Annotated in this window: 21 protein-coding genes and 2 pseudogenes; 9 read left to right on the top strand and 14 right to left on the bottom strand. The window is 70.9% G+C overall.

Annotated features, from left to right (window positions below):
* The first annotated feature begins 19 nt into the window (after positions 1-19).
* A complete protein-coding gene (locus D0D37_RS11990; RefSeq protein WP_116200586.1) occupies positions 20-598 on the top strand; it encodes a TetR/AcrR family transcriptional regulator in 579 nt (192 codons plus the stop codon).
* Between the two features lie 45 nt (positions 599-643).
* Positions 644-1,522, top strand: coding sequence for an alpha/beta fold hydrolase (locus D0D37_RS11985; protein WP_116200585.1), 879 nt, complete (start codon positions 644-646; stop codon positions 1,520-1,522).
* Positions 1,523-1,530: 8 nt separating this feature from the next.
* Here the strand turns inward: D0D37_RS11985 and D0D37_RS11980 are convergent, their stop codons facing one another.
* Together D0D37_RS11980 and D0D37_RS11975 are read right to left on the bottom strand one after the other, a co-directional pair.
* A complete protein-coding gene (locus D0D37_RS11980) occupies positions 1,531-2,019 on the bottom strand; it encodes a DinB family protein (protein WP_116200584.1) in 489 nt (162 codons plus the stop codon).
* 207 nt (positions 2,020-2,226) lie between these two features.
* Positions 2,227-3,300, bottom strand: a complete 1,074-nt coding sequence (locus D0D37_RS11975) for a hypothetical protein (protein WP_116200583.1) — start codon at positions 3,298-3,300, stop codon at positions 2,227-2,229.
* Positions 3,301-3,862: 562 nt separating this feature from the next.
* On the opposite strand from D0D37_RS11975, the gene D0D37_RS11970 reads away from it, so the two are divergent.
* On the top strand, positions 3,863-4,666 hold the full coding sequence (locus tag D0D37_RS11970) for an SDR family oxidoreductase (RefSeq protein WP_116200582.1): 804 nt from the start codon (positions 3,863-3,865) through the stop codon (positions 4,664-4,666).
* 263 nt (positions 4,667-4,929) lie between these two features.
* Here the strand turns inward: D0D37_RS11970 and D0D37_RS11965 are convergent, their stop codons facing one another.
* Positions 4,930-5,883 carry an ArsR/SmtB family transcription factor gene (locus tag D0D37_RS11965; RefSeq protein ID WP_208719912.1) on the bottom strand — a complete coding sequence of 318 codons (954 nt, stop codon included), beginning with the start codon at positions 5,881-5,883 and terminating at the stop codon, positions 4,930-4,932.
* A gap of 70 nt (positions 5,884-5,953) precedes the next feature.
* On the opposite strand from D0D37_RS11965, the gene D0D37_RS11960 reads away from it, so the two are divergent.
* Complete coding sequence (locus D0D37_RS11960) at positions 5,954-7,102, top strand: MFS transporter (RefSeq protein WP_116200580.1); 1,149 nt, start codon at positions 5,954-5,956, stop codon at positions 7,100-7,102.
* 383 nt (positions 7,103-7,485) lie between these two features.
* Here the strand turns inward: D0D37_RS11960 and D0D37_RS11955 are convergent, their stop codons facing one another.
* On the bottom strand, positions 7,486-8,607 hold the full coding sequence (locus tag D0D37_RS11955; RefSeq protein WP_116200579.1) for an FAD-dependent oxidoreductase: 1,122 nt from the start codon (positions 8,605-8,607) through the stop codon (positions 7,486-7,488).
* Positions 8,608-8,686: 79 nt separating this feature from the next.
* Here D0D37_RS11955 and D0D37_RS11950 point away from each other — a divergent pair, with 79 nt between their 5' ends.
* Together D0D37_RS11950 and D0D37_RS11945 are read left to right on the top strand one after the other, a co-directional pair.
* Positions 8,687-9,382, top strand: coding sequence for a TetR/AcrR family transcriptional regulator (locus D0D37_RS11950; protein ID WP_116200578.1), 696 nt, complete (start codon positions 8,687-8,689; stop codon positions 9,380-9,382).
* Positions 9,379-10,542, top strand: coding sequence for a tyrosine-type recombinase/integrase (locus tag D0D37_RS11945; protein ID WP_116200577.1), 1,164 nt, complete (start codon positions 9,379-9,381; stop codon positions 10,540-10,542). The genes D0D37_RS11950 and D0D37_RS11945 overlap by 4 nt, the downstream gene beginning before the upstream one ends.
* 3 nt (positions 10,543-10,545) lie before the next feature.
* On the opposite strand, the gene D0D37_RS11940 is transcribed toward D0D37_RS11945, so the two are convergent.
* From D0D37_RS11940 to D0D37_RS11930, 3 genes are all read right to left on the bottom strand, one after another.
* The gene (locus D0D37_RS11940) at positions 10,546-11,352 is read right to left on the bottom strand and encodes an MBL fold metallo-hydrolase (RefSeq protein ID WP_116200576.1); all 807 of its coding nucleotides are present in this window, start codon (positions 11,350-11,352) and stop codon (positions 10,546-10,548) included.
* Between the two features lie 86 nt (positions 11,353-11,438).
* Positions 11,439-12,182: a hypothetical protein gene (locus D0D37_RS11935; RefSeq protein ID WP_116200575.1), complete on the bottom strand. Its 744-nt coding sequence runs from the start codon at positions 12,180-12,182 to the stop codon at positions 11,439-11,441.
* 27 nt (positions 12,183-12,209) lie between these two features.
* The gene (locus D0D37_RS11930; RefSeq protein ID WP_116200574.1) at positions 12,210-12,896 is read right to left on the bottom strand and encodes a TetR/AcrR family transcriptional regulator; all 687 of its coding nucleotides are present in this window, start codon (positions 12,894-12,896) and stop codon (positions 12,210-12,212) included.
* A gap of 83 nt (positions 12,897-12,979) precedes the next feature.
* Here D0D37_RS11930 and D0D37_RS11925 point away from each other — a divergent pair, with 83 nt between their 5' ends.
* The gene (locus D0D37_RS11925; protein WP_116200573.1) at positions 12,980-14,116 is read left to right on the top strand and encodes an FAD-dependent oxidoreductase; all 1,137 of its coding nucleotides are present in this window, start codon (positions 12,980-12,982) and stop codon (positions 14,114-14,116) included.
* A gap of 34 nt (positions 14,117-14,150) precedes the next feature.
* Here the strand turns inward: D0D37_RS11925 and D0D37_RS11920 are convergent.
* Both D0D37_RS11920 and D0D37_RS11915 read right to left on the bottom strand, forming a co-directional pair.
* Positions 14,151-14,861, bottom strand: a pseudogene (locus D0D37_RS11920) (helix-turn-helix transcriptional regulator); the annotation flags it as partial.
* A 126-nt stretch (positions 14,862-14,987) separates the two neighbouring features.
* Positions 14,988-15,824: an alpha/beta fold hydrolase gene (locus tag D0D37_RS11915; RefSeq protein ID WP_116200572.1), complete on the bottom strand. Its 837-nt coding sequence runs from the start codon at positions 15,822-15,824 to the stop codon at positions 14,988-14,990.
* A 114-nt stretch (positions 15,825-15,938) separates the two neighbouring features.
* Between D0D37_RS11915 and D0D37_RS11910 the strand changes: the two genes are divergently transcribed.
* Positions 15,939-16,415, top strand: a complete 477-nt coding sequence (locus D0D37_RS11910) for an anthrone oxygenase family protein (RefSeq protein WP_116200637.1) — start codon at positions 15,939-15,941, stop codon at positions 16,413-16,415.
* 18 nt (positions 16,416-16,433) lie between these two features.
* Here the strand turns inward: D0D37_RS11910 and D0D37_RS11905 are convergent, their stop codons facing one another.
* From D0D37_RS11905 to D0D37_RS11885, 5 genes are all read right to left on the bottom strand, one after another.
* The gene (locus D0D37_RS11905; RefSeq protein WP_116200571.1) at positions 16,434-16,922 is read right to left on the bottom strand and encodes a GyrI-like domain-containing protein; all 489 of its coding nucleotides are present in this window, start codon (positions 16,920-16,922) and stop codon (positions 16,434-16,436) included.
* Between the two features lie 29 nt (positions 16,923-16,951).
* Positions 16,952-17,275, bottom strand: a complete 324-nt coding sequence (locus D0D37_RS11900) for a YciI family protein (RefSeq protein WP_116200570.1) — start codon at positions 17,273-17,275, stop codon at positions 16,952-16,954.
* Positions 17,260-18,078, bottom strand: a complete 819-nt coding sequence (locus D0D37_RS11895; protein ID WP_116200569.1) for an alpha/beta fold hydrolase — start codon at positions 18,076-18,078, stop codon at positions 17,260-17,262. Before D0D37_RS11895 ends, D0D37_RS11900 begins: the two co-directional genes overlap by 16 nt.
* Positions 18,075-19,421, bottom strand: coding sequence for an RNA polymerase sigma factor (locus D0D37_RS11890; RefSeq protein WP_116200568.1), 1,347 nt, complete (start codon positions 19,419-19,421; stop codon positions 18,075-18,077). The genes D0D37_RS11895 and D0D37_RS11890 overlap by 4 nt, the downstream gene beginning before the upstream one ends.
* A gap of 86 nt (positions 19,422-19,507) precedes the next feature.
* Positions 19,508-20,257 (bottom strand): TetR/AcrR family transcriptional regulator, encoded by a 750-nt coding sequence (locus D0D37_RS11885; RefSeq protein WP_116200567.1) that lies wholly within the window; start codon positions 20,255-20,257, stop codon positions 19,508-19,510.
* A 106-nt stretch (positions 20,258-20,363) separates the two neighbouring features.
* Between D0D37_RS11885 and D0D37_RS11880 the strand changes: the two are divergent.
* Positions 20,364-20,977 (top strand): annotated as a pseudogene (locus tag D0D37_RS11880) (ATP-dependent helicase); the annotation flags it as partial.

Raw genomic sequence — 20,977 nt, 5'->3', positions numbered from 1 at the left:
AAGGCGTAGGGTGGGGGCCATGGTCCGCACCCGCGAGTTCGACACCGAGGCAGCGGTGGGCCGTGCGATGGAGCTGTTCTGGTCGCGCGGCTACGAGGCGACCTCGGTACGAGATCTGACCCAGCACCTGGGCATCGGGCAGGGCTCGCTGTATGCCGCGTTCGGCGACAAGGACGGCCTGTACCGAGCCGCTTTGGAGCACTACCGCACCACCCTCGCGGCAACCGCCCTGGAAAGCCTGGAAAACGGCGCCGACGCCCGTTCCGCGATGCGGACGCTGCTGGTCGAGCGGATCCGGATCGCCGCGGCAGGCGACGGCCGAGGCTGCCTCGCGGTCAACGCCGTCTGCGAGCGCCTGCCGGGGGACACGGCGACCCGGCGCACCGTGCGGGACATGCAGGAAGCCAGCCAGGAAGCGATCACCGAGGTGCTGCGCGTCGCGGCCGAGCGCGGCGAGATCGCGGCACGGCACGATCCATCTACGCTGGCCGCTTTTCTGGTCACGTTCCTCAATGGACTTCTGGTCACCGCGAAGATCACCCCGGACGTCCGCGTCCTCGAACCCCTCGTGGAGGTAGCCCTGGCCGTTCTCGACTGAGTTTTGCCGCCCTCAATCTGGATCGATCGCTCAAGAAAGAGAACGATGCTCGACCACGACAGAACCCCACTCCGCACCGGCCGCGCCGCGGTCAACGGAACGAGCCTGCACTACCGGACCGCCGGATCCGGCCCCGCGGTGGTGCTGCTGCACGGCGTCCCCAAAACCGGTTACCACTGGCGGCATCTCGTCCCGAAGCTCACGCCGCACTACACCGTCGTCGTCCCGGACCTGCGCGGCCTCGGCGATTCCGCCCGCCCCGCCGACGGATACGACTCCGCGACGATGAGCGACGACGTCGCCGAGCTGATGACCAGCCTCGGCCACGAGAACTACGCCGTCGTCGGCGAGGATTGGGGAGCGGTGATCGGCTACCAGCTCGCCGCCCGCCACCGGGACCGCGTCACGTCGCTGGTGTTCGCCGAGGCGCTGTTCCCCGGGTTCGGCTTCGAGGACCACACCGCGCTGACCGCCGAGAACGTCGCCAGCGGGATGCATCTGTGGCACCTCGGCTTCTACTTCCAGCCGGACGTCCCCGAAATGCTCATCGCCGGCCGCGAACGCGAGCTGATCACGTACCTGATCAAGTTCGAGCGCAGCCGTCCCGACAGCGCGACTCCGGACGCGATCGAGGAGTACGTGCGCTGCTACTCGATGCCCGGCGGCATCCGCGCGATGCTCGCGATCTACCGGTCGATGCTCGTCGACGCCGAGCAGAATCGGCAAGCGTCGCAACGGAAACTGGACATCCCGGTCCTGGCGCTCGGCGGATCGGCGTTCATCGGCGAGCGCGCCGAGTCCCAGATGCGGATCATGGCCGACGACGTCACCGGCCGCGTTTTCGACGCCGGACACGACCTCGCCGAGGAAGTGCCCGACGAGATGGCCGACGCGCTCCTGCCGTTCCTGGCCAAACACCGGTAGCCCGGGAGTCAGGGGAGAGGCTGGTCGATCTGCTCGCGGAGGATGTCGCCGTGTCCCGCGTGCCGGGCGAATTCCTGGATCATCGCGAGCAGCGTCCAGCGCATGCTGACGGTTCCCTCGCCCGGGAATTCCTTGGTGTCGTCGAGTTCGAAGCGCGCCGCGATCTCCCGCGACCGCCGGCTGGCGCGCTCGTACTCGGCGATCACGTCGGCGACGGTCTCGTCGTCGGTGACGGTGAAGGTGCCGATGTCGCGCTTGGAGTATCCGTCGCATTCGGACTCGTCGAGTCCCGCCCAGAACCGTTGAAACCAAATCCGTTCCGCCGCGGCGGCGTGCTTGACCACGGAAATCGGCGTCGACAGCGACGCGACGAGGTGCCGCCGGGCGTCGGCTTCGGACAGGCCGCGGAGGGTCTCGACCAGGGCTTCGCGGTTGCGGTCGAGCGTGTTCTCGAGGAGCGCTCGTTCGGCGCCGTTGGTGATGCGTTCGGTGGGCATGGTTCTGCTCCGTTCTTGGGCATGGCTGTGGGACGACCTGACGGGCCGGGATCGTTGAAGTGCTCACCAGAGGGAGCGCGCCGATGCGGGCCAGGAAAAGCACCGCAGGCGAGGTCAGTGCGCCGGGAAGATCCAGCGACTGAAGCTATTCAACCACAACCTTCACGGGCGTGGTGGCTGCCTCAACGCGCAGCCACCACGCCCGATCTATTCTTCCGCCCGCTCCGCTTCCGCGGCTTTCTCGGCCTCTCGAAGCTGGTGCAACTCGTCCAACTCCGCCTGCTGCGCGCTGACGCGAGCGCGCAGTTCGCCCAGCTCAGCGTGCAGCGGTGCCAGCGTTTCGGCGTACACCTTGGTCGCCTGGCTCAACTGCGCCGCGGACTCGGCCACCCGCTGATCGGCCGCCAGTTGGACACCGCGCACTCGCTCGTCCGCCTCCGCGGCCTGCTCGCGGAGCCGCCGTTCCTGGTCGCGCAACCGGCTTTCGTGCTCGGCAGTCAGGGACGTCCGTAGTTCCTGCTGCGCTTCCGCTGCGTCTCGGCGGGCCTGTTCCAGATCCTCGACCGCCGTCGCCCGCAACGCGGAGATTTCGCGCTGCAACGCCGTGACCCGGTCGTGCGCAGCCGCGGCCTGTTCGAGCGCACGCTGGCGGTTGTTCTCAGCCTCATCGCGGACAGCCAGCGCAGCTTCCTGCGCTTTCCTTGCCGCAGAAGCGTCTGAGAGCGCACTGTCCCGCTCGGTTCGGTCCACTTCGGACTGCCTTTTGGCCTCTGCCTCAGCCTCGCGCGCCTCCTCGGCCGCGGCTACTGCGTGCGCGCGCTCCGCGTTCGCCACTCGCGCCTGTTCCACCGCCTCGTCGCGGGCAGCCTCGGCCTCTTCCCGCGCTTTGAGCGCGGCCGCGGTCTGGTCGGTGACGTGCGTGCGCAACGCGGACAGCTCCGCGTGCAGCGGATCGAGTGCCGACAGCGCCGAGCCGAGCTGCTCGTCGAGCGCCTGGGTGTCGAGGAGGGTCATCGGCTGGTCGGGGCCGTAGACGGTCACCCAGATCTCGCGCTGCTCGTCGAGCATCGCGCACGTGACGACCTTCGCGCCCCACTTGCCGTACCGCTCCGGATCAGCCGGGCAGTACGGAGTCGGCCGCCCGCCCTGCCGGGGGATGGGCGGCAGCGGCTGACCGCAGTACGCACACCCCGCCTCGTCTCCGGCGGCCAGCGCGCGCACGGTCGCCTCCCGCCGCTCCTCCCGGCTCCCACGCCGAATCGGCGGTCCGCCCGTCTCCATCGATGCCCCTTTCCGCAGGTGGAAGACACTCTACAGTTTGAGTATCAATACTCAAACATGAGGTATTGGATTCGTAATGTGAACCTGTGACGACAGCCGACACCGATCAACCATATTGATAACTGAGATTATTAATATAGTTCCGGTCCAGACTGCTTGGGGAGCCGCCGGAGGACTGTGGTCCTGCACCACCACGCGGCGATCGCAGCGAGACGACCTGCCCAACAACTACGCGCCCGGCACCGAACGAGACCTCGCGCCCGCCACCGCAGGACTCACGGCGCCGTGGAATTCCGGAGTCATGAAGGGCATGTCAACCGCAAACGAGACCCGCTTGCCGCAAGCAAGAAAACTCTTGTGCGGGCGGGGTTTGAGCCAGCTGGTCAGCCAAGGGTGGCTCTCGGAGTACCTGTATCGCCAGGGTCTCCCAGCCTTCGAAGACGCCTGTCAACCTGATCAAGTCGGCACCCTGAGCGCCGACACTTGCGCGGCAGCTTTGCCCCAGTCAGTGCACGCGCGACCGCGTCAGCACCTGCTTCCACGACAAAAGGACCGAAGACCAATGGCGGACAACCAGTTCACCACACACTCTGACCTGTTCGATCTGAGCGGGAAGCACGCACTTGTCACTGGCGGCACCAGGGGCATCGGGATGATGATCGCGCGCGGCTTGCTGCAGGCTGGCGCCCGCGTCATTGTCTGCTCACGCAAGGCAGACGCGTGCGCGGAGGCTCAGCGTCTGCTGTCCGAATTCGGCGACGTGCAGGCATTCCCCGCCGATCTGTCGAGGCACGACGAGTGTCAGCGCCTCGCTGATCTGGTCACGGCCCGCTCGGAACGGCTGGACATCCTCGTCAACAACGCGGGAGCGATGTGGCGCGAGCCGTTGGAGACGTTCCCGGCCGAGGCCTGGGACGCGGTGCTCGACCTCAACCTCAAGTCGCCGTTCTGGCTGGTGCAGGCGCTGCTGCCCGCGCTGCGCAGGGCGGGTGCCGCCGACGATCCCGCGCGCATCATCAACATCGGCAGTATCGCCGCCGTCCACGTCGCCGAGGCGCCCAACTACTCGTACGCCAGCAGCAAAGCGGCGCTCCATCAACTCACCAGGGTCCTTGCCCGGGAACTGGGCCCACAGCACATCACGGTGAACGCGGTAGCCCCGGGAGTGTTCCCGTCGCAGATGATGGCGGACACGATCGACGCCATCGGCGACACGATCGCGGCGAAGGCCCCGCTGCGCAGGCTCGGCCGCGACGACGACATGGCAGGCGTCGCCGTGTTTCTCGCCAGCCGGGCCGGGTCGTACCTGACGGGCGCCATCGTCCCGGTCGACGGCGGCACCGCAACGACCGCATCGGGCACCTAGGCGGACGGTCGTCAACCAGCGCTGCTGCAGAATGCTCGAGGGTGGGCCACGGGTAGGCCAGGCGTCTCGGGGTGGAAGCCGGGGGGTGACGACCCGTCTCAGTCTGACGTGCCTCGGAGCGTCGGGGTGGATCCGAGGCACTCGATGAGTTCCGGCGAAAGGTCGGCTCCGGCAGCGAAGCATGGGCGGCGCGTAGTGCCTGGTCCGGTTTTCGGTGACTGGACGGTCAGGCCCGACGTCCGAGACCTGCGGCTCGAACCACGTTACTGAGGCGACCTGGTCTGAAGCAGCGCGTCGCCCAGGGCGGTGCGGCGGTAGAGCACGCGGTGCCGGTTGCGGTCGCTGGTCAGCAGTCCGGCTGCGCGCAATGTGGTCAGGTGCGCGGACACGGTTGCTGGCGCGAGGCGCAGTTGCTGGGCGAGGTCGACGGTTGGCGAGGGCTGGTCCAACCGGGCAAGCAGGAGTGCGCGGGTCCGGCCGATGAGGTTGGTCAGCGGATCCGGAGGTTCCGTCGGCGGAGCCCACAGCGACGCGACGCCGCGGGCGGGATACAGCAGGGCAGGCTGCCACGGCGGCACGGTCACCACCCCGACGTTCGGCCACGCGAACACCGCCGGGATGAGCAGCAGCCCGCGTGCGTCGATGTCCAGCCGTTCCCGGGATTGGACGTCGACGAGGATGGACGTTTCGGCCAGTCGTACCTGCGGGTGCAGTTCGGCCAGCGCTTTGGCGAGCCCGCCCTCGCCGAGCAGTCTCGTCCGGTGTGCGATGTCGGCGGCGAGCAGTTCGCGCAGCGTGGGCCAAGCCGGCGCGAGCAGCGCGTTCCAGACGGTCTCGAGTTGGTCGGCAAGCAGATCCCGTGCGGTCGCCGGGTCGTCGGGCAGGCCGCTCAGGTCGGCGTCGACCATCGCCAGTTCCAGTGCGACCTGGCGTGGCGGGGTGGCGCGAACGGTGTCGAGCTGTGTTTCCGCGGTCGTTTCCGGGCCGTCCGGCGGAGGGCTCAAGAACTCTGTGATGTAGTGCCGGGCGCTCAGCACCGCTGCCAGCTCGGGGACGCCGAGGTCGTCGAGGGCGGGAGCGCTGGACACCCACGGCAGGTGGATCGGATGTCCGCGGACGCCCAGCAGGGTCTGCACCGCGCCGAGCACTTCCTCCAGCGGCGAGATCGCGAACCGGATGCGTTGGCTGCCCGCCGCGGTCATGGCCAGCTCGATCACGACCGGCTCACAACATTCGGTTGCACCCGAATCACTATGCCGTATCAGGGGGTCCAGCGAGCGTATTCGCATGTCGTTGTTCACTCATCGGGCGTACTGGCGCTGGTCGGCGGGCGTCCAGTTCGCCCGGCTGCCGACGACCATGGCGCCGCTCGCGTTCACGCTGCTGACCACGGCCGCCTCCGGGTCGTATCGGCTCGGCGGCGTCCTGATGTCGGTCTACGTCGGCGCCGAGATGGCCGGTGCGGTCCCGCTGGCGCGGTGGCTGGACCGCGTCGGCGCGGCACGCGGCCTGACCGCCTTGCTGCTGCTGGCCGCCACCGGATTCGCCCTGCTCACCGGTGCTGCCGCTATGCGCATGCCGAACGCCGTGCTGCTCGTGCTCGTGGTGTTGCCCGGCGCTGCGGCGGGCGCGTCGTCCGGCGGTTTTCGGACGCTGTTGGCCGACACGGTCGACGACGAACTGCTGCCGAGGGCCGTGTCGGTCGACGCGGTCATCCTCGAATGCGCCCTGGTCGGCGGGCCGGTGCTGGTTGCCCTGCTCGCTCTGGCCGGACCGCTGCTGCCGCTGGCCGCCATGACCGCAGTATGCCTGCTGGCCGCGGTCCTGGTCCCGCGCCGCGTGAGGGCGCACCAACGGGCCGAGGTCGCCGAGGATGTCCCGCCGCTGACCATCTACCTCCCGTGGCTGTGCTGTGCGTTCACCGTCGGGCTGCTGCTGTCGACGATCGAGGTGGCGCCGTTGCCTCTGGTCCATCGCCTCGGCGCGCCCGATGCGGCCGCGCCGGTGGTGATCGGGGTGCTGAGCGGGGCCAGTATCGCGGGCAGCGCACTCTGTGCGTGGCGAGGGAAGACGGGCGACCCGCGGCTGTTCCTCGCCGGTCTGGCCGCCGGCGGGCTCGCGCTCGCCGCGGACCTGGGCTGGCCCGGACTGGTGGGCTCGCTGACGGTGATCGGCGGGTGTACCGGGCCGTTGGTGGCCGCGACCTCGGTCAACCTTCAGCGGCTGCTGCCGAAGAATCGCCGGTCGGCAGGGTTTTCGCTGTCGTTCACCGTACAAGCGTGCGGATTCGGGCTCGGTTCGCTGGCGGTGGGCGTGCTGCCGTTGCCGCTCGCGCCGCTGTTCGGTGTCGGCTCCGCGGCCGTCGCTGCCGGGATGTTGGCGGCTGCGGCGAAATCGCCGCGTCATGGACCGCTGAAGGCGCCCGCCCAGCCGTGATCGTCTGCGTGAGGTCAGCCCGCGCAGGGTCGCGGTGTCTTCCCAGCCCGGGCAGCCAGCCAGAGTCAACGTGGTCCCGTTGTCCCGCAAGCAGCCGAAGAGCGTGCGCAGCTGCAGGTTGACCGGAGCGGTGCCGACGCAGGAACGCGCGCCGGGGCCGAATGAGCCAAAGCCACGCCGATCTGGCTCGGAGGACGCCGGATCGCCCGGCTGACGCAGCGGCGGGTCAACGGCGTGCCGCACGAGACCGAGCACGAGGCCCGCGCGCTGTCCGCGTCGCTGCGGGCGAGTTTCGGTCCGTGAAGGGCTCCTTGAGGGAATCTAATTCCCTCAAGGAGCCCTTCACGGACCGCTGATTCCCTCACGGACCTGACCGGGCAGGCCTAGGTCCCGGCGACGAACTCGGCGAGCAGGCCGTGCGGTGCGTCGGGACCGAACATCTGCCGTTGCAGGTGCGCGCCCTCGGCGGCGGTTTCCTCGCCGCGCGGGAACATCGCCTGCTCGTACTCGGCGAGCGCGGCCTCGACGTCGTCGGGTCGGGCGGCGAGCGCGATTCCGAGTTCGGCGCCGTCGAGCATGGCCAGGTTCGCGCCTTCGCCGTTCGGCGGGGCGAGGTGCGCGGCGTCGCCGATCAGGGTCACGCCCGGCACCCGCTCCCACCGGTGCCCGATCGGCAGGCCGTAGTGCGGCCGCAAGCGCGGCGCGGTGTCGCTTTCGGTGATCAGCGTGGTCAGCGCGGTCGACCAGTCCTCGAACTCCGCCGCGATGCGGGCGGTCGCGGCGGCTGGGTCGGCGAAGCCGATGCCGTCGAACCAGTCCAGCGACCGGGCGAGCCCGATGTAGGCGTGCAGGATTCCGTCTCGCTCGCGGTGTGCCGTGATGCCGTGGCCGGGCGCGAGCGCCAGCAGCATCCCGCCGCCGACTGCTTCCGCCGTGGCAGGGAACCGGCGGTCGGAGTCGTGGACGAAGGTCTCGACGGATGCCGTGCCGGTGTACTCCGGCTTCGCCGAGGTCAGCAGCGGCCGCACCTTCGACCAGGCTCCGTCCGCGCCGACCAGCAGGTTCGCGGTGACCGTGCTTCCGTCGGCGAAAGCGACCTCGTAGCCCTGCGCCAAGGCTCGCGCGCCGCTGACCTTGTGTCCCCAGTGGACAGTGCCCTCCGGCAGCGAGTCGATGAGCAGCTGCCGCAGCTCGCCGCGGTGGACTTCGGGTCGGCCGCCGGTGCCGTCGTCGGGTTGTTTGAACAGCACCGTCCCGTCCGGGCTCAACAACCGGAGTTCTTGTCTCCCTTCCAGGATCAAGGTGCGGAATTCGGCGGACAGCCCGGCGGCGTCGACAGCGAGCTGACCGTTGTAGTCGTGGATGTCGAGCAGGCCGCCCTGAGCGCGCGAGGTCGGGGAGGGTTCGGCTTCGTAGACCGCGGCGGGGATCCCGTGGACGTGCAGGACGCGGGCGAGCGTGAGACCGCCGAGCCCGGCGCCGACGATCGTGACGGGTGTGTTCATGACACGGCTCCTTCAAAGCGAGAGTTCTGGTACGCCATTCCATATTGGAACGGCACTCCAGATGTGTCAAGATGGGCGCATGGCTACGGGGACGCGCCGGGCACAGCGGCGCACGGAGGCGCTCTCTCGGGAGCGCATTGTCGAGGCTGCGGTGGAACTGCTGGACGCGGCCGGAGAGAACGGCCTGACGTTCCGGGTGCTCACCGAGCGGCTCGCGACCGGGCCCGGGGCGATCTACTGGCACGTCGCGAACAAGGGTGAGCTGCTCGCCGCCGCGACCGACGCGGTGGTGGCGGACGCCTTGGCGGCGGAGTGCGCCGGTTCGCCGCGCGAAGAGGTGCACGCGGTCGCGCTCGGGCTGTTTTCGGCGATCGACGCGCATCCGTGGCTGGCCGCGCAGCTTCTGCTGCAGTTGTCCCGCAGCCCGGGCGGGCCGGTGACGCCGCGGATCCTCGAAAGCCTCGGCCGCCGGGTCCGCGCGCTCGGCGTGCCCGAGGAGCACTGGTTCACCGCGACGTCGGTGCTGATGCACTACGTCCTGGGCGCGGCCGGGCAGAACGCGGCGAACAGCCAGGTCGCCGAACCGGACGCGGACCGGGCCGAATTCCTTGCCGCGACGGCGGAAGCGTGGGACGACCTGGATCCCGAGGAGTACGAGATCACCCGGGCGATGGCGGGCCAGATGCGCGAGCACGACGACCGGGAGCAGTTCCTCGCCGGGATCGATCTCGTGCTCGCCGGGGTCGCCGCGCTGTATCCGGGCGGGCGCGCATGACGCTGGCGCTCACCGATGCCGGGGGAGCGGGCAAGGACGCGCGGGAGCGGTTCGCCGAGTTCCTGCGCGTGTACGCCTCGCTCAACACCCGCGTCGCGTACGCGACCGATCTCGGCATCCCGCTCGACTGGGTGCCCGGCTATCAGCCGCCGGACCCGGGACGCCGCCGCGGCCGGGCGCGACGGACCGATCCGGACGCGCTCGCATGGCTGCCGTGGTGCCTGCGCAACGGGTTCGCCTCGTTCGCCGACGTCCGGGTGGAGCACGTCGAGCAGTGGCTGGACGAGCTGGCGCAGGCCGGGTACCGCGACGCGACGCGCGGCCGGATGCTGTCGGCGGTGTCCGCGTTCTATCGCAAGTACCTGCTGCGGGAAGGCCTTGCCGGGCACAATCCCGCGGCGCTGGTGGACCGGCGCGCGCAGCATCTCAACCGGCCTTCCGGCGTCCCGTCGCAAACGGCGCGGTGGTCGTTCGACGCGTGCCGGGCGTTGCTGCTGGCGGCGTGGCTGCTGGTCGAGCACAGCCGGAACGGCCTGCGCGACCGGGCGATGGTCGAGATCCTGATCGGCACCGGGGTGCGCGCGGAGGAACTCGTCGGCGTCGATCTGGGCGACTACCGGCGTCCGACCGCGGGCGGCATCGGCGTGCTTCGCGTGCACGGCAAGGGATCCAAGGACCGCGAAGTCGCGCTGGCCGCACCGGTGGCGGACGCGCTCGACGCCTACCTGGCGGACCGGGTCACGCCGCAGGTCCCGGCGCTGCGCGGGCAGGTCGGCGCGAAACGGGCGGAGCCGCTGTTCGTCACCAGCACCGGCGCGCGCGTGCACGTTTCGCACGTGACGGCGTTGCTGCGGCGGTTGTGCGCGACGTTCTGCCAGGAGCCCAAGACCGTGCGGCTGCGGGAAGTGCTCGACACCGCCGAGGCCCGGTTCGTCGCGACGCACCTGCAGCCGTTGTGCGACACCATCCACCCGCATTCGGCGCGCCACTCCTACGCGACGCACGCGATCGAGCGAGGGGTCCCGCCGCGCCAGGTGCAGCGCGACCTCGGGCACTCCGCGTTGTCGACCACCGAGGGCTATCTCCACGACGAGAACGCGATCCGGGACTCGGCCGCGCACGAACTGGCTCCGGCGCTGCATCGCGGCTGGCTCGGCTGATCGTCAGCCGCTTGTCCTGGCAATCTTTCGGGCTTGTCCTTCGTGCAGGTCCCGGACCCACTCCCAGCCGGGCTTGGCCGACGGACCGATCCGCGGGTCGTCCGGCTCGCGGCCGTCGCGCAAGGCCAGCACATACGCGCGGTCCAGGCTGATTCGCGCACGCGTCTGATCGGTTCCGACGGATCCGTGGCCGGGGACGAGGATCTCGACGTTGGCCGCTGCGGCTTCGAGCAACCGCAATCCGGTGAGGTAGTCCTCGACCGGGTCGGCGGTGTCGTCGAACATCGGGACCAAGACGTCGGACAGCATGTCCCCGGCGACGAGCACCCCGCGTTCCTCGATGAGCAGCGCGGCGTGGCCCGGAGCGTGAGCCGGATGTTCGATGATCCGGATACGAGGGCCGTCCCAGGGGAGGTACGCGGTTCCGGCGGGCAGACCGGTGACGCGGCCGAAAAGGCCCAGCGGCACGTCGTCGGCGATCTCCGGCGGCAAGCCCTCGGCGAGGCGGGTTTCCCAATCCGCGTCCGAGAGCAGATCCCGCAGGTAGGCCGCGCAATGGGCGGTGCCGTAGCGGGGCACGTCGCCGAGTTCGGCGTGCCAGAGCGCGTGATCCCAGTCCGGATGCGTCGCGAAGCCTGCCACGACGGGCTGTCCGAGTTCGCGCAGATCGTCGGCGAGGCACGCCAGTTCGCCGCCGGTGAGCCCGGGGTCGACGAGCAGCACCCCGGTCCCGCCCTGCACGACGACCGCGTTGTTCTCGAGCAGTTCGCTCTGGTGGACCAGCACGCCCTCCGCTGCCCGTCTCAACATGGCGGCTCCTTCCGCTCGCGGTGCGGTCGAGACCGTAGCCCCAAGTGATGGCAAAGTGCAAGCACTGCTGATCGCCGCGGCAGCGGTCAAGCCTCGATGAACGGTTCGGAGCACAACGTGCAGCTGATCGGCCCCAGTTCCAGGATCGACCGGGCCGCGCGGATCCGGCGGGGCGGTTCGCAGCGGCAGATCGCCGCGACGTAGTTCGGTCCGCCGCGGTGCGCGCCGCGGCCGTCGACCGGGGCGATCACCACCGGCGGCGCGGGCGGTTCGGCCACCTCGTCCGGTCCTTGCGGATCGTCCGGCGGGGCCGCGACCGCGCGTCGCGCGACCTCCTGCTCGGTGTGCCGCCACACGGTCAGCGCGGCTTCGAGCCGGGAGAGTTCTTCTTGGTACGCCTCGAGAGTCGCGGGGAGCGCCGTGGTCGCGGACCAGCCGATCCGGTCCGCCTGTTCGGCTCGCAGGCCGAGTTCGGCGGCGAGCGCGGCGAATCGTTTGTTGTGGTAGCGGCCGTCGCTGACGTCGACGATGTCGCGCGTGGCGGCGAGTCCGTGCGCGGCCTCGTGCAGCGTCGTGGAGAGGATCTCGGCGGGACCGCGCCGCAGGCCTTCCGCGCCGAGGAAGAACTCGGCGCGAGGTTCGACGCCGTCGCCGACGTGCCAGCGGGACCGGGCGAAGTGGCCGTGGATCTCGGTGGCGGTGCCCATCGTTCCCGACGCCAGCACGAGGATCGCTTCGGGAACGTCCGCGTGCCGTCGGCGGATCTCGGCCCAGAGCCGTTCCATCGCGTGCATCACGCGGGTGGTCGGCCCCAGCGCGGTGGTGTCCATGCGCCCATCTTGCCGCTTAAGCGGTAACTAGCCGAGGGAGAGTCCGGAGAGCACCCGGTCGAGGCCGGCGGCGAAGACGGCGTCGCCATCCGGGTGGACGGCGTCGCGCGCGGTGCGGAGGAGGGTGGGGTAGCGGCCGGAGTCGAACATTCGCTTGAGGTACGGGCTGGCGGCGCGGTGCCAGGCTTCCTCGTCGAGGCCGGTGTCGCTGATGAGACGGCGTTCGCGGATCTCGCTGCGCACCGCGCCGGTCACGTAGGAGTGCACGGTGAACACCGTGATCATGGCGTCCTCGATCGGGCCCGGACCGGCCGCGGCGGCGAGCGACGCCTCCAGGTACGCGAGCGCGTTCGGTCCGAGCCCGGGGCGTCCGCCGATCAGGTCCGCGAACCACTCGTGCCGCTGGACGGCCGCGCGGCAGCCGTGGGCGAGCGCGCGGAGGGCGGCGGGGCCTTCGGTGTCCGGGTCCGGCAGCGGGATCTCGCCGTAGACGGCGTCGGTCATCAGGTCGAGCAGTTCCTCTTTGGTGTCGAGGTAGCCGTACAGCCGCATCGGACCAGAGCCGAGCGCGGCCGCGACTTTGCGCAGCGACACCGCTTCCAGCCCGCCTTCGTCGGCCAGCGCGCAGGCGGTCTCGACGATGCGGGCGCGGCTCAGCGGCGCCGGCGCCGCGCGCGCCGGCGGTTCGGGCCGTTCCCACACCAGTTCGTCCATGCTCGCTCCTTTTCGGGTGACAGTACCGGGGCGGTTCCGATACGGTGTATCTATTCAATACAGTGTATCGAGGGGATGTCATCATGCGGATCGTCATCGCCGGGGGCGGGCTCGGCGGGCTCACCTGCGCGCGGGTGCTGAAGGCGCACGGCGTCGACGCCGTGGTCTGCGAACGCGACGCCGGCCCGGAAGCCCGGGTGCAGGGCGGCACGCTGGACCTGACGGTCGACGAGGGCCAGTGGGCGCTGCGCGAGGCCGGTCTGGAGGCCGGTTACCGCGCGATCGCGCGGCCGGAGGGCCAGGACATGGTCCTCTACGACTCCGCGGGAACCCTGCTGCGGCAGGAAATCACTCCGGACGAAGGCGAAGCGCGCTGGGGCCGTCCCGAGGCGGACCGGCCGGCGCTGCGGAAACTGCTGCTCGACGCGCTTCCGGAGAGCAGTGTCCATTGGGGACACGCGGTGACTCGCGCGGAGCCGCTCGGCGACGGACGGCATCGCGTCCACCTGTCCGGCGGGGAAAGCCTGGAGTGCGATTTCCTCGTCGGCGCGGACGGAGCCCGGTCGAGAATCCGCCCGCTGCTCACCGACGCGGAACCGGCGTATTGCGGCGCGCACGGGATGGAGCTGGTCATCCACGACGCGGACCGTGCGCACCCGACAGCGTCAGCGCTCGTCGGACGAGGCGGCTTTTCCGCGATCGGGGATCATCAGACGCTTTCCGCGCAGCGCAACGGAGACGGCACGATCCGCGTCCACTTGGCCCTCCGCTGCGCCGAGGACTGGCCGGAGACGTCGGGGATTCCCTTCGACGACCCGGCTCGCGCACGCGTCGCGCTGAAGGAGCTGTACGCCGCGTGGCCGACGGAGTTCCTGGCGTTGCTGGACGCGACGTCCGGGCCGGTGCTGGTGTATCCGCTGACCGCGTTGCCGATCGGATTGCGCTGGGAACACACACCGGGCGTGACACTGCTCGGCGACGCGGCGCACCTGATGTCGCCGTTCGCCGGACAGGGCGCGAACCTCACCATGCGCGACGGCGCCGAACTTGCCCTGGTTCTCGCTCAGGGCGGCGACGTGCGGAAGTTCGAGGAGGCGATGTTCGACCGCGCCGAACCGGCGGCGCAGATGTCGGCGGACAACCTGGAGCTGTTCCTGTCCGACGGCGCGGCGGAGAAAGTGCGGCATCTGTTCGCGAAGATGTCCGGCGAGGAGGACTGACCGCTCGTGCGGGGCACCGCGCTCAGCCGGACGCTCAGGCAGGTTCGCGCAAGCGGTAGTGCTGCGGACTGCGCCCGTACTCCCGTTTGAACGCGGTGCTCAGCGTGAAGGGGCTGCGGTAGCCGACCTGCCGGGCGATCGCGGTAAGAGTCGCGTCGGGGTGCTGCCGCAGGAGGTCGGCGGCGAGGGCGAGCCGCCAGGTGGCGAGGTAGGTCATCGGCGGCTCGCCGACGGCGTCGGTGAACCGGCGGGCGAGCGCGGCGCGGGAAACGCCGGTCGCGCTGGCCAGACCGGCGACGGTCCACGGGTGCTCGGGCCGGTCCTGCAGCAGGCGCAGGGCTTGTCCGGCCACCGGGTCGCCGTGCGCGCGGTACCAAGCGGGCGCGGCCGGGCGGTCGAGCCATTCCCGCAGGACGCGGACGAGCAGGAGGTCCAGCAGCCGGTCCAGGACGGCCTCCTGTCCGGGGACGTCGCGCTCGATCTCGTCGGCGAGCATCGTAACGAGCGGATCAGGCGTGGTCCCGGCGCGTGCGGTGACCACGCTCGGCACCGCGGCGAGCAATCGGCGCGAGACCTCGCCGACGGTCGGGTAGGTGCCGGTCAGCAGCACCGTCGGGCCGTCCGCGTCGCCGCCCCAGGTGCGGACGCCGAATAGCGCTGCGGCAAGGGAAAGCCCGGCGGTGCGGGATGCCCTGCCGCAGCGATGCGACGGTGCGGTGAAAGCAGGATTCCGCGGTCGACTCGCCGGAGTCCACCGCCTCGCCGTTAGCGAGCGATCCCAGCGATAGCCCACTGTTCGAGGAAGCCCTTGCCGCACAAGCGATCCCGCTCCGAAGGACGGCCCGGCTTGCACCTGAGCGCCGACAACCGTTCAAGCGAGCATCGCGGCGGCCACCTCCTCGGCGGCAGAGTCCGGAATCGCGCTCGCGGCATCCTCCAGGACGACCAATCGCGCTCCCGGGATCTCGCGGGCGAGAGCTTCGCCGTTGCCGACCGGGAAGAACGCGTCCCGGCGGCCGTGCAACACCACAGTCGGGAGCGCGAGTTCCGGCAGGCGTTCGCGCCAGCGCGGCGTGCAGTCGAGTTTCGAGAACACCATGCCCAGCTGATTGGCCAGCTGCACGACCGGCTCCGTGCTGGGCGCGCGGTCGAAGATGCGGGCGGCGACGGATCGGGCCTCGTCCGGATCATTGCCGAGGACGGCGGCGCTGGCGGCGGCGCGTTCGGCGACGGCGGCTCGGTCCGACCAGTCCGGCATCGGCAGCGCGAAGACTTCGCGCATGGTCTTCGCGTCGTGATCGGGCAGGTCGGGGTCGACCGGACCCGGCGCGACGGGGCGGGTCCCGTACAGCGTGAGGGCGGAGAACGCGGCCGGGTGGTCGAGGGCGGCGACCTGGGCGACCATCCCGCTGACTCCGATCCCGGCCAGGTGCGCGGGCCGGTCGTCGAGATCGCGGGCGAGGGCCGCGGCGTCGGCGGCGAGGTCGCGCAGCGTGTAGGCGGGGGCGTCCGGGTCCACCGTGGCCGAGGCGCCTGCGTCGCGGAGGTCGTAGCGCACGACGTGCCGTCCGCCTTGGGCGAGTGCTTCGCACAGGGCGTCCGGCCAGGACAGCATCGTGGGTCCGCCGGCGAGCAGGACGAGTGGCGCGGCCGGGTCGCCGAAGTGCTCGGCGCCGAGCGTGACGCCGTTCGGAAGGGTGTGCGGCATGGAGGCCTCCTGCTGAGACGATCGCGCATGGTTCCGAGCGGATAACCGATGGATCGTCTCGCGATCTTTGGATTGACTGGGGGCGTGCTGGGGGACAAAACGGAAGGCAAGCCGATGGTGATCGTTTCCAAGGCGGTTCTGGTGGCGGCAGTGGTCGCGGCGGGGCTGATCGCGGGGTTGTTCTACGCGTACACGGTGTCGGTGATGCCCGGTCTCGCCCATGCCGACGACCACACGTTCGTGACCGCGATGCGCCGGATCAACGACGCCATCGTGAACGGCTGGTTCCTGCTGTCGTTCCTGGGCGCGCCGCTGCTCGCGGTCGCGGCCGTGGTCCTGCACTTCACGGGCGGGGTGAAAGGCGGGTTGCCGTGGCTCGTCGCGGGTGCGGTGCTTCTGGTGGCGATGGTGATCGTGACCGGTGCGATCAACGTGCCGATGAACAACGCCCTCGCCGCGGACACGGTCGACTTCGCCGCGCTGCGGGCCCAGTTCGAGGATCCGTGGGTGCGGTGGAACACGGTGCGGACAGTGGCGTCCGCGGCCGGGTTCGGGTGTCTCGTGGGCGCTTTGGTGACCCGGAGCGCGTGACTCCGGGCCACCGGCCGCTCAGTCCGCGAGCCGGAAGCAGAGGTCGGTGTCCCAGTTGTTCGCGTCCGGCTCGATCTGCGGGTTCGTCCGGTAGATCTCGAGCCGGGCGGCCCAGTGCTCGCCGTCGGGCTCGACGGTGCGGTCCCAGCGCACGTCCTCTTTTTCGCCCCAGGCGAGCAGGTCGGCGGTGGCGGCGAAGAGGCCGCTCGGCGGACCGTGGTGGGTGGCCTGGGCGTATTTCCCGGCGGGCAGGACGTCGTTGAAGTACTCGTCGCCGAGGTCGACGGCGTCCGTGACCGGGACGCCGACCTCGACGGTGACGGTCTCCATGTCCGTGCCGAGCACCAGGTAGCGGAAGAACGGCGCACAGGCGGGTTCGAGGCCGCGTTCGGCGAGCGCGCCGACGATCGCGGCGATCCGGTGCGCGACCTCGGCCATGCCGTCGAATCCGACCGTCGCGCGGTATCCGGCGTAGCGCTGTTCGTTTCTGTCCACAATGGCGGGCATGGGGTTCCTTCCGGAATGGGCGGCGGGCATCAGCCGAGGAGCGGGCGTACTTCGATGGTCCCGTAGGCGGCGGCCGGATGGCGGGACGCGTGTTCGACGGCCTCGTCGAGATCGGCGCATTCGAGCACAGCGTAGCCGCCGATCTGGTCCTTGGTCTCGGCGAACGGCCCGTCGCTGAGCAGGACGTCGCCGTCGCGCACGCGCACCGTGGTCGCTGTCGCGGGCGGGTGCAGGCCCCCTCCGCCGACGAGGATGCCGCGGGCCGCCAGGTCTTCGGACCAGCCGCCGCAGCCGATCGCGAGCTGCTCCGCGGTCGGCTCCTCGGATCCGGCGATCATCAAGAGATAGCGCATGGGTTCTCCTCGTTGAGGGTTTCGGCGAGGCGGGCGGCGAATGCCTCGGGTTCGGCGGCGAAGCCCGCGTGGTCTCCCGGGAACCGGACGGGTTCGCCGCCGAGCGCGCGGGCCAGCCCGACGCCTGCCTCGTAGGCCGGGGTGCCGATCGCGTCGCCGACCGCGACGACGATCCGGGTGTCCGCGGCGGCGAGCGCTTCGAGATCGGGCTCCCAGGCTCCGATGGCGGCCATCAGCTTGCCGAAGAACACCTCGAAGTTGCCGCGCATCTGCTTGCCCTGCTCGATTTCCTCGGCGGTCGGGTGCTCGGGCGGCGGCGGGATCTCGAAACCGCTGGCGGCCATGAACGCGCCCACGGCCGCGTCCACGCCCTGCTCCCGGTAGATCGCCGGGATGTCCGGGAAATCGGCCAGCAGATCGCCGAGGTACCGGCTGACCGGCGGTTCGTGCGCGACGAGCGTCCGCACCGCGCCGGGGTACCGGGCGGCGTGTTCGAGCATGGTGATCGCGCCGCCGCTGTTGGCCAGCACCGAGACCGGCCCGGCGTCCAGTTCGGCGAGCAGCCGCTGGACGTCCTCGGCGTGCTGGCCGACCAGGTCGTCGTCGAGATCGGTGGTGCGGCTGCGCGAGATGCCGCGCGGGTCGAAGGTGACGACGGTGTAGCGGCCGACGAGGAACGGGCGCAGCGCGGTGAAGGCGGTGGCGTCCGCGGGGCCGCCGGGCACGAGGAGCAGCAGCGGTCCGGAGCCTGCGAGGTCGTAGTGGAGTTCCGCGCCGGGCACGCGAAGGGTTTTGGTGATCACGGCTGTCCTTCCGGGGTTCGGGCTGGTTTGCCTTCCCGACGAACGGACGGCGCGGAGACAGACACCTCCGGCGAAGAAATTTCCGAAAGTCGTCTCCGGAGGTAGCTGCGTTCGGCTCCGGTGCGCGCCAACGCGAGCGCCTCGGTGTACGCGACCTGGGCTTCTTCGTCGCGGCCGAGCCGGCGGAGGAAGTCCGCGCGGGTGGCGGGCAGCAGGTGGTAGCCCGCCAGGTCTTCGGTCAGCCGGTCGGCGAGGGCGAGTCCGGCTTCCGGTCCCGCGGCCATCCCGACCGCGACCGCGCGGTTGAGTTCGACCACCGGGCCCGGCCGGAACCGGTGCAGTTCGAGGTAGAGTCCGGCGATCTGTCTCCAGTCGGTGTCCTCGGCGCGCGCGGCGGTCGCATGGCACGCGGCGATCGCGGCCTGCACCTGGTACGGCCCGGGACTGCGCTGCCGCAGCGCTCCCTCCAGCAGCGTGGTGCCTTCGGTGATCGCCGCGGTGTCCCACCGGCTCCGGTCTTGTTCGTCGAGCGGGATCAGTTCGCCGTCCGGCCCGTTTCGCGTGCTGCGGCGGGCGTGCTGCAGCAGGAGCAGCGCGAGCAGGCCGGCGGCCTCCGGTTCGTCCGGCAGCAAGGTGCACAGCAGCCGGGCCAGCCGGATGGCTTCGACGGCCAGGTTGGGACGCTGGAGGTCGTCGCCTTCGCTGGCCGAATAGCCCTCGTTGAACAACAGGTACAGCACGCCGAGCACCGCCGCGGTGCGCTCGGGCAGCAGGTGCGCGGGCGGCACGCGATACGGGATCCCGGCGGCGCGGATCTTGCGTTTCACCCGGACGAGGCGCTGCGACATCGTCGATTCGGACACCAGGAACGCGCGGGCGATCTCCGCGGTGCTGAGCCCGACGAGCGTGCGCAGCGCGAGCGCGACCTGTGCTTCGAACGCGAGCGACGGGTGGCAGCAGGTGAAAATGAGCCGGAGCCGGTCGTCCTCGACTCCGCTTACTCCACCGGCTCCGTCGACTCCGCTTACTCCACTGTGGACAGTCACGGGTTCGTCCGGGACGGCCAGGCTCGCGGCCTCCCGGAGTTTCTCCGCTCCCACGGCCGCGCGCCGGAGCCGGTCGACAGCCCGGTTGCGGGCGGCGGTAGTGAGCCACGCTCCGGGGCGGTCGGGAACGCCGTCGCGCGGCCAGGTGCGCACGGCCAGCGCGAACGCGTCCTGCGCGCATTCCTCGGCCAGGTCCCAGTCTCCGGTGACGCGGATGAGCGTGGCCACGACGGAGCCCCACTCGTCGCGGAACGCCTGCGCGACGGCGGTGCCGACCGCGTCCTGCTGCCCGGTCACCTCGTACTCCCTCCCCGTGCTCGTCGGCGGCGAGTTCCGCCGACACCCTTCGCACGGTAAACCGGGACCCCGACAATTTCGCGCGCTCAGGCTCCGGCGAGCTGCCCGATCCCGTCGAGGATGCGGCCGAGCCCGAACCGGAAGTGGTGTTCGGGATCCGAAGAGCCGCCGTAGGCCTGCCCCGCGGTGGTGCCGACCCGGCTCGCGCGTGGGAAGTGGACCGGGTCCGCCGCCGGGATCTCGGCGAGCACCGGCGCGGAGCGGTTCCACCAGTCGAAGTCGGTCATCCCGCTGCGCCGCGCGGCGCGGGTCGCGTCCACCGATCCGCGCGCCGCGCCGGCGACCAGTCCGTTGACCAGGCTGACGATCGCGTCGAGCTGGACGTCGTCGAGGTCGAGTTCGTCCATCGCGGCCAGCTCGCGCTCGTATTTGGCGAAGGTGTGCGGCCCCAGCGTCGGACGGCCGACGCGGATCTCCAGCAGCCACGGGTGCCGGTGGTAGAGCCGCCACAGGTCCTCGGCGACGGCGGCGAGCCCGGCCCGCCAGCCTTCCGGCAGTTCGCCGGGGAGTTCGCCGTGCGCGTGGTCGAGCATCAGCTCCAGCAGCTCGTCGCGGCCGGGCACGTAGGTGTAGAGCGACATCGTCGCCACGCCCAGCTCGTCGGCGATCCGGCGCATGGTGACCGCGTCCAGCCCGTCCTCGTCCGCGACCCGGATCCCGGCCGCCACCACGTGCTCGACCGACAGCTTCGGTCTCGGGCCGCGGCGCGGGGGACCGGACACGCCCCACAGCAGTTCGATGGCCCGCCGCGGACCGTCCGGGTCCTCCGTGCCCATTTCGCTCCTTGTACGCAGTACAGAGTTTTCCGGTAGACTATCCCGGAGAGGCCAGCCAGGGGAGGGCGGAGCACTGAATTCAGCAGTGGTGGAGCCGGGACGGATCGTGTTCTGGAGACCGGACGGGGCGGAGCCGGACGGTCCCGGGGCGCCCGGCACGGTCGAGGTCGTGCTGGCCGGCGGGGTGCGCACGGTGCCCGCGCTGCGGTTGCCGACCGCGGAGGCGGTGCCGGTGCTGCGGTCGCTCGCGGATCCGTCGGCGCGGTTCTGGGCGCTGGCCGCCGAAGCCGCGGAACGGCTCGTCTCGGCCGGGTGGACCGGACCGCTCGACCCGGCCGAGGAAACGTGGCTGCGCCGCCTTGCCGACGCGATGCCGCCCCGCGCCCACGCGACGCCGATCCCGGACGATCCGGCGCGGCTGCCGGAGCCGTACCCGTTGCTGATGCGGTTTCTCGGCGACGTCGCCGGGGTGCAGCCCGCGCTGCGGGTGTCGCTGCGGATCGAATCCGACGACCTGGCGGACGGCCGGTTCCGCGCGGTCGTCCAGGTGCACGGCGGGACCGAGCCGCTGGTCGACGCGGAAGAGCTGTGGCGCACCGGCAGCCAGGACGCGCGGCACGAAGTCCTGCTCGCGCTGCGCCGCGGTGCGGAGGTGTGGCCCGCGCTGGCCCCGCTGTTGTCGGCGGCGGTTCCGTCGTCGGTCGCGCTGGAAGACCGGGG

The sequence above is a fragment of the Amycolatopsis circi genome (assembly GCF_003385235.1).
Classification (GTDB): domain Bacteria; phylum Actinomycetota; class Actinomycetes; order Mycobacteriales; family Pseudonocardiaceae; genus Amycolatopsis; species Amycolatopsis circi.
Note: the sequence above shows the minus strand (reverse complement) of the source record. Positions and strands in the feature narration are given on the sequence as shown.